This is a genomic window from Nostoc sp. (assembly GCF_036917455.1).
Lineage (GTDB): Bacteria > Cyanobacteriota > Cyanobacteriia > Cyanobacteriales > Nostocaceae > Nostoc.
Window position 1 is genome coordinate 1 of sequence record NZ_JBALDK010000033.1, and the last position, 8,233, is coordinate 8,233.

At 42.8% G+C, this 8,233-nt stretch carries 7 protein-coding genes; 6 read left to right on the plus strand and 1 reads right to left on the minus strand.

Annotated features, from left to right (window positions below; translation table 11 throughout):
• The first annotated feature begins 120 nt into the window (after window positions 1-120).
• From V7K42_RS03355 to V7K42_RS03375, 5 genes are all read left to right on the plus strand, one after another.
• Entirely contained in the window at window positions 121-687 is a 567-nt protein-coding gene (locus V7K42_RS03355) for an alpha/beta hydrolase (RefSeq protein ID WP_334913527.1), read from the plus strand.
• A gap of 46 nt (window positions 688-733) precedes the next feature.
• The gene (locus V7K42_RS03360; protein ID WP_334913529.1) at window positions 734-1,231 is read left to right on the plus strand and encodes a cyclophilin-like fold protein; all 498 of its coding nucleotides are present in this window, start codon (window positions 734-736) and stop codon (window positions 1,229-1,231) included.
• 19 nt (window positions 1,232-1,250) lie between these two features.
• On the plus strand, window positions 1,251-1,766 hold the full coding sequence (locus tag V7K42_RS03365) for a (R)-mandelonitrile lyase (RefSeq protein ID WP_334913531.1): 516 nt from the start codon (window positions 1,251-1,253) through the stop codon (window positions 1,764-1,766).
• 45 nt (window positions 1,767-1,811) lie between these two features.
• Window positions 1,812-2,582: an SDR family oxidoreductase gene (locus V7K42_RS03370; RefSeq protein ID WP_334913533.1), complete on the plus strand. Its 771-nt coding sequence runs from the start codon at window positions 1,812-1,814 to the stop codon at window positions 2,580-2,582.
• Window positions 2,583-2,856: 274 nt separating this feature from the next.
• Window positions 2,857-3,600, plus strand: a complete 744-nt coding sequence (locus V7K42_RS03375; protein ID WP_334913535.1) for an SDR family oxidoreductase — start codon at window positions 2,857-2,859, stop codon at window positions 3,598-3,600.
• Window positions 3,601-3,691: 91 nt separating this feature from the next.
• Here V7K42_RS03375 and V7K42_RS03380 read toward each other — a convergent pair whose 3' ends face one another.
• On the minus strand, window positions 3,692-5,188 hold the full coding sequence (locus V7K42_RS03380; protein WP_334913537.1) for an ATP-dependent DNA helicase: 1,497 nt from the start codon (window positions 5,186-5,188) through the stop codon (window positions 3,692-3,694).
• A gap of 778 nt (window positions 5,189-5,966) precedes the next feature.
• On the opposite strand from V7K42_RS03380, the gene V7K42_RS03385 reads away from it, so the two are divergent.
• Entirely contained in the window at window positions 5,967-8,150 is a 2,184-nt protein-coding gene (locus V7K42_RS03385; protein ID WP_334913539.1) for an ATP-binding protein, read from the plus strand.
• Window positions 8,151-8,233 lie beyond the last annotated feature (83 nt).

Sequence of the window (8,233 nt, forward strand, 5' to 3'; positions counted from 1 at the left end):
CATTAATTATATATTTTGTAGTATATAGTACTTTAAAGTACGTAATCTTGATTAGCGATCGCTCTTGGGAAAAAACTTTTTGGTTTACTGATAATTGGAATTTGTGGTAGCGGAAGTTTTGTGATCAGTGCCGCTAAGATTGATCCGCGAATGAAAGCTGTTGCCACAGTCAGTATGTACGATATGGGAGCAGCCAACCGAAATGCACTTAATCTTTCGCAAACCTTAGAGCAGAGAAAGAAACTTATAGCTGAGGCTGCGGAGCAGCGTTACGCAGAGTTTACCGGCGGCGAAACCAAATATACGGGCGGGACTGTTCATAAGTTGGATGAAAATACTCATCCTATTCAGCGTGAATTTTATGAATTCTACCGCACTCCGCGAGGTGACTATACCCCAAAGGGAGGGTCGCCGGAACTGACGACGCATCCGACATTGAGCAGTAACACTAAGTTTATGAACTTTTATCCGTTCAATGACATTGAAACGATTTCCCCTCGTCCGATGCTTTTCATTACGGGTGATAAGGCTCATTCAAAAGAGTTTAGTGAGGATGCTTACAAACGCGCAGCCGAACCGAAAGAACTGGTTATTGTTCCGAATGCCGGACACGTTGATTTATACGACAAAACCGATCTGATTCCTTTTGACAAGCTGGAAGGCTTTTTCAAAACGAATCTAAAGTAATCAGGAAGCAGAAACCAAGAAGTCGTTTCACTTTCAAAAAAGACGAATGAGCAATATGAAATTCTTAATCGTAATGATGTTTTCAGCAACATTTATTTTCGGCAGTTCCGTCGGTTGCAGTCAAGACCAATCGTCATTTGCTGGTAATACGAATATTAATAATCAAAGCAGTAATGCTGCCAACGAGACTAAAGGCAATAAGATGAAGATTAAAATCGGGTCAAAGACTTTCAATGCCACACTCTTTGACAATGCGACGGCAAACGCTTTCAAAGCGATGCTGCCGTTGACGCTGAAGATGGATGAATTGAACGGCAACGAGAAAAAATATGATTTCTCGAACAATTTGCCGACCGACTCTTCCAATCCCAAAACAATCAACAAAGGCGATCTGATGGTTTGGGAAAGCAATACCTTAGTGCTTTTCTATAAAACATTTCCGACGCAATACAGTTATACAAAACTCGGACGGATGGACGATCCTTCAGGGCTTGAAGCCGCAGTAGGATCAGGAAACGTAACGGTGACGTTTGAATTAGAGTAATCACCGGGAGAATAAAATTATGAAAAATATAACAATCGGATTGATATTATGCGCGGCACTTTTTTTAGCCGTTGGATGCAGCAATCAGCAATCGGCTAATACGGAGCAAACAAAAATGGAAAAGGCGGAAAATAAAACTGAAAACACGATTTTTCCGAAGGGCGAAAAAGCCCCGGCGGAAACTTTTACGGGAACGGTTTATGTGCAGCCACTCGCTCCAAAAACCGAAAACAATAATTTTTCAATCGCCAGTGTGACCTTCGAGCCGGGCGCACGGGCAAACTGGCACAACCATCCGGCAGGACAAACTATACTCGTGACGATGGGCAAAGGGCTTTATCAAGAAAAAGGCAAACCCATCAAAACGATTAACAAAGGCGATGTAATTCTTTGCAATCCCGACATTGAACACTGGCACGGCGCATCACCCGAAAGCAGGATGACGCACGTTGTAATTACCAACTACAAAGGCGACAGTCAGGTGAATTGGCTCAAGCCTGTGACGGACGAGGAATATAAAGCTGACGCGAAATGACGGCTTTCAGAAATCTTGATTGGAATAAAAGTTAGGAGTTAAAAAATGGCAACGAACGAGAATGGAAACTATATGGGAAAGGTTGCGTTTGTAACCGGAGCAGCGAACGGCATCGGTCGAGCTACGGCGCTGGCGTTTGCCCGTAAAGGCGCTAATGTGGTGGTCGCCGACGTTTCAGAACAGGGCAATCAAGAAACGGCACACATGATCGAACAACTCGGCGGACGAGCGATCGCCGTCAAGTGCGATGTGACGCGAAGCGAGGACGTGAAGGCGGCTCTTTCCAAGACCATCGAAACCTTCGGGCGGCTGGACTTTGCCTTTAACAACGCCGGTGTGGAGCAGAAGAATGCAGCAACAGCCCAAATCGAAGAGTCAGAGTGGGATCGGATCGTCAACATTAACCTGCGCGGCGTTTTTCTGTGCATGAAGTATGAAATTCCGCTGCTACTCAAGCAAGGGGGCGGCGCGATCGTGAACACATCATCGGGCGCTGGGGTCATAGGCATCAAGGGCGGAGCCGCATACACCGCCGCAAAACACGGCTTGATCGGACTCACCAAGTCGGCGGCTCTCGACTACGCCTCGCAGAACATCCGCATCAACGCCGTCTGTCCTGGCTATATCGACACGTCGATGATGGATCGCTTCACCGGTGGCACTCCTGAAGGACGAGAACAGGTAATCTCAGAGGAACCGATTGGAAGGATGGGACAGCCCGAAGAGATCGCCAATGCTGTGGTCTGGCTGTGTTCGGATGCGTCTTCCTTCGTTGTCGGGCACGCCTTGGTCGTTGATGGCGGTCAAACCGTGTAGTGATGGTCAAAGCAAAAGAACCTGACTCAGCAGAGATGGAGAGAGTAGGAGGAAATTATGTAAAAAACTGAGATAACAATCCTTAATCTAGACCTTTCGGGCAAACTTTTACACATGACATGGCAAAACTTGTTAAATTGTTTTCTCAATCTTTGCAGTTGTACCAGAAAAGTTTTTGCTAATGCCACATCGAACCGTCGGCGTGCCCTTAGCCACTGATTAGCAAGTCCACTCTTGCGGAACTCAGTAGTTACTTAACAAAAAGAGGAATAAGATGATTAAAGACAAAGTTGTGATTATTACCGGCGCATCATCAGGGATTGGTGAAGCAAGTGCGAAATTGCTTGCAAGCAAAGGCGCTAAAGTCGTATTGGGCGCGCGACGCGAACACAAATTGAGACAACTGGTTGATGAAATTCAAAAAGCTGGCGGACAAGCAGTCTATCAAGTGATGGATGTGGTTAACCCATCTGATAACGCCCAGATCGTCAAGCTTGCCAAGGAAACATTTGGAGGCGTCGATGTTATTTTCTTGAACGCTGGCATCATGCCCACTTCTCCACTTTCTGCACTAAAAACTGATGAATGGAATCAAACGGTTGATATCAATATCAAGGGTGTACTCAATGGTATCGCTGCTGTGTTGCCAACATTTGTTAGCCAAAAGTCTGGGCATATTATTACAACTTCATCGGTTGCTGGATTAAAAGCTTATCCAGGTGGTGCGATTTATGGTGGGACGAAATGGTTTGTACGCGATTTCATGGAAGTTCTACGCATGGAGTCTGCCCAAGAAAGGACTAACATTCGTACTGCGACAATTTACCCTGCCGCAATTAACACTGAGTTGTTAGATCAGATTACTGACCAAGATGCGGCTGAAAAAATGACAGCGTTGTATAAGCAATATGGCATCTCACCGGATCGAGTAGCCAATGTTGTGGCGTTTGCGATTGACCAGCCAGAAGACACAAACGTGAACGAATTTACGATTGGCCCAACCACGCAGCCTTGGTAAGGATAGTGCTGGTGGTTAGACTGAGTGCGATCGCGGAAATATCTCTTCCCCTGTTTCCGTTTGATAGGGTCGAGATTCCTATACACCATTGTTACCGGATAACTAATATCCGTTGTCTAGCCCGTGAGCTAGAAACATAGTACAAACGATTAAACTCTCTAATCTTTGCCAGTACTACTTTACTGTCATCTCCTCGTTCTGGATAAAGTCGCTTACTCAAATCTTTACCATCAATACCCGCTTCTAAGAAAGTGCTACCTTGGCTATTGTGAACAGTTAATGCAAAGCAGTTTCTGATGTTGGCAAACTGCTCTGAATGTTTGTAGTACTGCTTCCACAGAAAGGGATTACGCTTGGCACTTTTGAGTAAGCGTTTGGTTTCTTGGTCAAATTGTTTTTGCTCATCTTCATGCAGAACATAGATTTGACGCACAATCCCTTCATCTGTCTCTACCTTTAACCTCCAAGTATCATAGTTGTTGTAACGATCCCCAAAGACATCTAAAACAGTAAACTCTGTAGATGTAGAAAGAATCGTAGTTTTACCATCAGGAGCCATCACAGGATCTCTGGTGATTAATCTCTCTCCAGGAATAAAGCGATTGAGATTTTCACCATATAAATGTGTGCGAATCTGATGATTGTAAAAGTCAACTTGAGTATTAGTCCAGGATAAAATTCGGAAACAATCTGGGTTTTGAGCAAATTCTTTCTTCATCTTTTTGCAGGCATAACGCAGCAAAGTTTGACGTTTAACCATCAACGCCCCATTACTTTTATCAGGCAGATATTTGGCATAAGGCTCAAAAGGATACTTGCTCTTGGTAACTGCATAGCGAGAAGCGGTGACAAACTCTAACAAAGGGCTACCAGTTCCCTGACGCACAACTTGAGTCAATACTGCTTTATCTGGCACTTGAAAACTAGGGGATTTTCCTTCATTAACTGGATTTAACTGTGCTGGATCGCCCATGAGAATAATTTTGATTTTTGTCCAGGTGGATGATTGGTTAGCAACATCCTCAATCCAGCGCCAGAGTTGTTTGCCAATCATGGAACATTCATCAATAAAGACAACATCAAATAGATTGATGTAAGAAGGCCCTGTTTGGTCAAGTACTTTCTCTTTACCTCTAGTTACCATACCCAGTCCTAACAACTGGTGAATAGTGAAGAATTCTACCCCAGTTACGCCATTTTCTGCCGCCATGCGTTGCAGCACACCTACAGCTTTATTAGTGGGTGCAGTCAGTACAACTCGCTTACCCGTAGCGACAAGAACTTTAACTAGTTGGAAAACAATAGTTGACTTGCCAGTTCCAGCATAGCCAACCAGCAGAAATAAAGCAGCCATCACGGTTGGCTGTATAAATGTCCACATTGCATCTAGAGCTTTTTGCTGCTGCTGGGTGAGTTGAAATGGAAAAGAACCTGTTGCAGCGAAAGTAGGAAGTGTTTGGATCATCATCGCTTCGCTAATTCTATTAATTGATCCACTCAATGCAGCGATAGCTGTTGGTTTTGCTTCTCCGAAAAACAATACTCCTTCTGGTTTGAGGAATATGTTTCCATATCCATTCGGCATCATCAGCAATCAATAGAATCATGGGATAATTTCGCACAAATTGGAGCGAATTTTAAATGGTTTCAACCGCCAATTAATGCTGCATTTATGCAACGCCAAAGTTTTTTTAAGATTCAGATGATTTAGTTAAATCTGAAATTGCACATATATATTTTTCCCTGAAGGTAAACATCTTCAATCTTAAAATCATTGCTACCGAGACTTAAACATTTTTGGGGCAGAAACAAGCCTCAAACCCATACAGGGCAAGGAAAATACACCGAAGGCTCAAAAATGCTTGAAACCCAGATGTATCATTGAAGAAGAATTCAGAAGTCAGAATTCAGAAGTCAGAATTCAGGAGTCAGAATAAATCAGTGGGGGATTCAGACCCGCCACTGATTGTAGACCACCAAATCGTAGATTTGGTGGGGGTTTTAAACCCGCTTATTCATCCGCCAGTCGCACAAAATTCATTCTGAATTCTGGCTCCTGACTCCTGAATTCTGTTTCGATAAACTGGTCAAATCAATGTCAAAGTCTGTCTATATATACATTTGAGGCTTTTTTCTGGCTACTTTTTATCTAAGTCCCACTACTCGGAAATCCTACTTGAATTCTTGTCATTACAAATTTTCGCGCATGTCACCATATATTAGACCTCACTACGCATTAGTACGTATTTAAATATACTCAATATTTATTACACTGAAAATAGTTTTTAGCATAGGCGTGACCCGCCGTAGACATCGCTCGTTTTTTATCCGGCCTCACGAAATCCCATCCCGTTGCTCCCATCTCTATGTTATTTATCAAACAAAAATACCTGCCTTACAGGATTGCATTTTTCAGTGTGGGAGTAACCTTGCTAGTCAAGTTGGGACTAGAGCATCTAACTGGAATCACAAGTTCTTTCAGTTTGTGGCTGATTGCGATCGCTATAAGTACTTGGTACGGTAGCATCATTTCAGGATTGGCATCAGTGTTTTTGGCTGCTTTAGCTAGTCATTACTTTTTTACAAATCCATCTTCTACTCTCGATAGTCTAGAATTTGTATTATTTGTTATCGAGGGTCTATTAATCAGTGCGCTAACTGCTAACTTCCAGTCAAGCAAACAGCAGTCAGATACTGATAAAACAGAAGCCCAAATCAATCTAAAAGATTTATTACAGAGTCAGCGTTCACTCCGTCAAGGTGAAGAACTATACCGAACATTAACCCAAAATCTACCCAATGGAGTAGTTTTTCTCTTTGATCGAGATATGCGCTTTATGGGTGCTGAGGGTACAGAACTGCAAATCTTTGGTTTACCAAAAGAAGAGTTCCAAGGTAAAACGCTGCACGAAACTGTTCTTCCTGAGACTTACGATCTAATAGAACCAGCTTACCGTAGTACCTTACAGGGTACTCCAATGTGTATTGAAATTCCTTATAACAATCAAGTTTATCTAGTACAAACTTTTCCAGTCAAAGATGAAAATAGCAAAATTCTGACGGGCTTGGCAATCTTCCAAAATGTCACGAACCGCAAACAAGCAGAAGCAAAAATTATTAAGCTAAACCAAGCTTTAAATCGACGAGTTAAAGAATTACAAACTTTGTTAGAGGTGATTCCAACTGGCATTGGCATTGCAGAAGATCCAGAATGCCGAACTATTCGAGCTAATCCGGCTCTTGCCAAACTACTGGGCATACCTGTTGACGCAAACGCCTCTCTCAGCGCTCCTAATGATGAACGTCCAACTAACTTTAAAGTTTACCAGGATGGCAGAGAATTAGCTCCAGAAGAACTGGCTATGCAATATGCTACCACTCATGGTGTGGAAATACTGGATTCTGAGATCGAGGTGGTTCGTGATGATGGTGTGAGAATTAACCTATCGCAGTATGCTGCCCCTTTATTTGATGAAGATGGAAAAGTGCGGGGGTGTGTAAGTATATTTCTAGATATTACCCAGCGCAACCAGACAGAAAAAAAATTGCAAGCTGCTAGAGATCAGTTGCAGACTGTATTGGAGGCTGTACCTGGAATTGTATCTTGGGTCAGTTCCGATTTGTGCTATCTAGGTGTCAACAAGCACCTAGCTGATAGTTTTAATTTGTCTCCCGAAGCTTTTGTTGGTCAGGATATTGGTTTCTTAGCTAATGGTAATGGGTTTCGTGAGTTCGTGCAAAATTTCTTTGCTGGAGATCAATTTGAAGCATTATATGAGTTGAAATCCATAAGCGCTGATCGTAGTTATTTAATTGTGGCTCAAAAATATGACCAGAACAAAGCCGCATTTTTAATCGGCATTGATATCACCGAACAAAAGCGTGTAGAAGAAGAACTGAGACAAAAGACTGAGGAATTGGCAGAAATCAATCGAGTAAAGGATGAATTCGTCGCTGTCTTGTCTCATGAGTTACGTACTCCCATGCATAATCTCCACGGTTGGGCGCAACTATTGCTAACTGAATCTGAGATGGATGAAGCACTGAAAATTGAGGGACTGGAAACGATTGAGCGGAATGCCCGTCTACAAGTTCGCTTAATTGACGATTTGCTGGATCTAGCTAGGATGCAGAAGGGCGAGATGAATTTGGAAATCGAACCTGTTGACCTAGCAAGTGTAATTCGGTCAGCAGCAGATACTATTCGATTGTCAGCCGAAACAAAAGGCATTCAAATTCAGTTACATCTTGATGCTGCTGTGTCCAACGTTTTGGGTGATGCCATTCGTTTACAACAAGTGGTTTGGAATTTGCTTTCAAATGCAATCAAGTTTAGTTCCAAGAATGAAAGTGTAGAGGTGAGGTTGGAGGAAGTTGAGTCTCAGGCTCAGATTACTGTTATTGATAGAGGGAGGGGTATAGAAGCAGAATTTATACCATTCGTCTTTGAACGGTTTAGTCAGCGTGACGCTTCCACTACTCGTTCTGCTGGTGGATTAGGGTTAGGACTTGCGATCGCTCTAACAATTGTAGAACTCCATAATCAGTAAACCAAAAAGTTTTTTCCCAAGAGCGATCGCTAATCAAGATTACGTACTTTAAAGTACTATATACTACAAAATATATAATTAAT

Excerpts from the sequence above, each read along its gene's own strand:
- V7K42_RS03375 (WP_334913535.1), top strand. The coding sequence starts at position 2,857 with ATGATTAAAGACAAAGTTGTGATTATTACCGGCGCATCATCAGGGATT.
- V7K42_RS03370 (WP_334913533.1), top strand. The coding sequence starts at position 1,812 with ATGGCAACGAACGAGAATGGAAACTATATGGGAAAGGTTGCGTTTGTA.
- V7K42_RS03365 (WP_334913531.1), top strand. The coding sequence starts at position 1,251 with ATGAAAAATATAACAATCGGATTGATATTATGCGCGGCACTTTTTTTA.
- V7K42_RS03385 (WP_334913539.1), top strand. The coding sequence starts at position 5,967 with ATGTTATTTATCAAACAAAAATACCTGCCTTACAGGATTGCATTTTTC.
- V7K42_RS03380 (WP_334913537.1), bottom strand. The coding sequence starts at position 5,188 with ATGATGCCGAATGGATATGGAAACATATTCCTCAAACCAGAAGGAGTA.
- V7K42_RS03360 (WP_334913529.1), top strand. The coding sequence starts at position 734 with ATGAGCAATATGAAATTCTTAATCGTAATGATGTTTTCAGCAACATTT.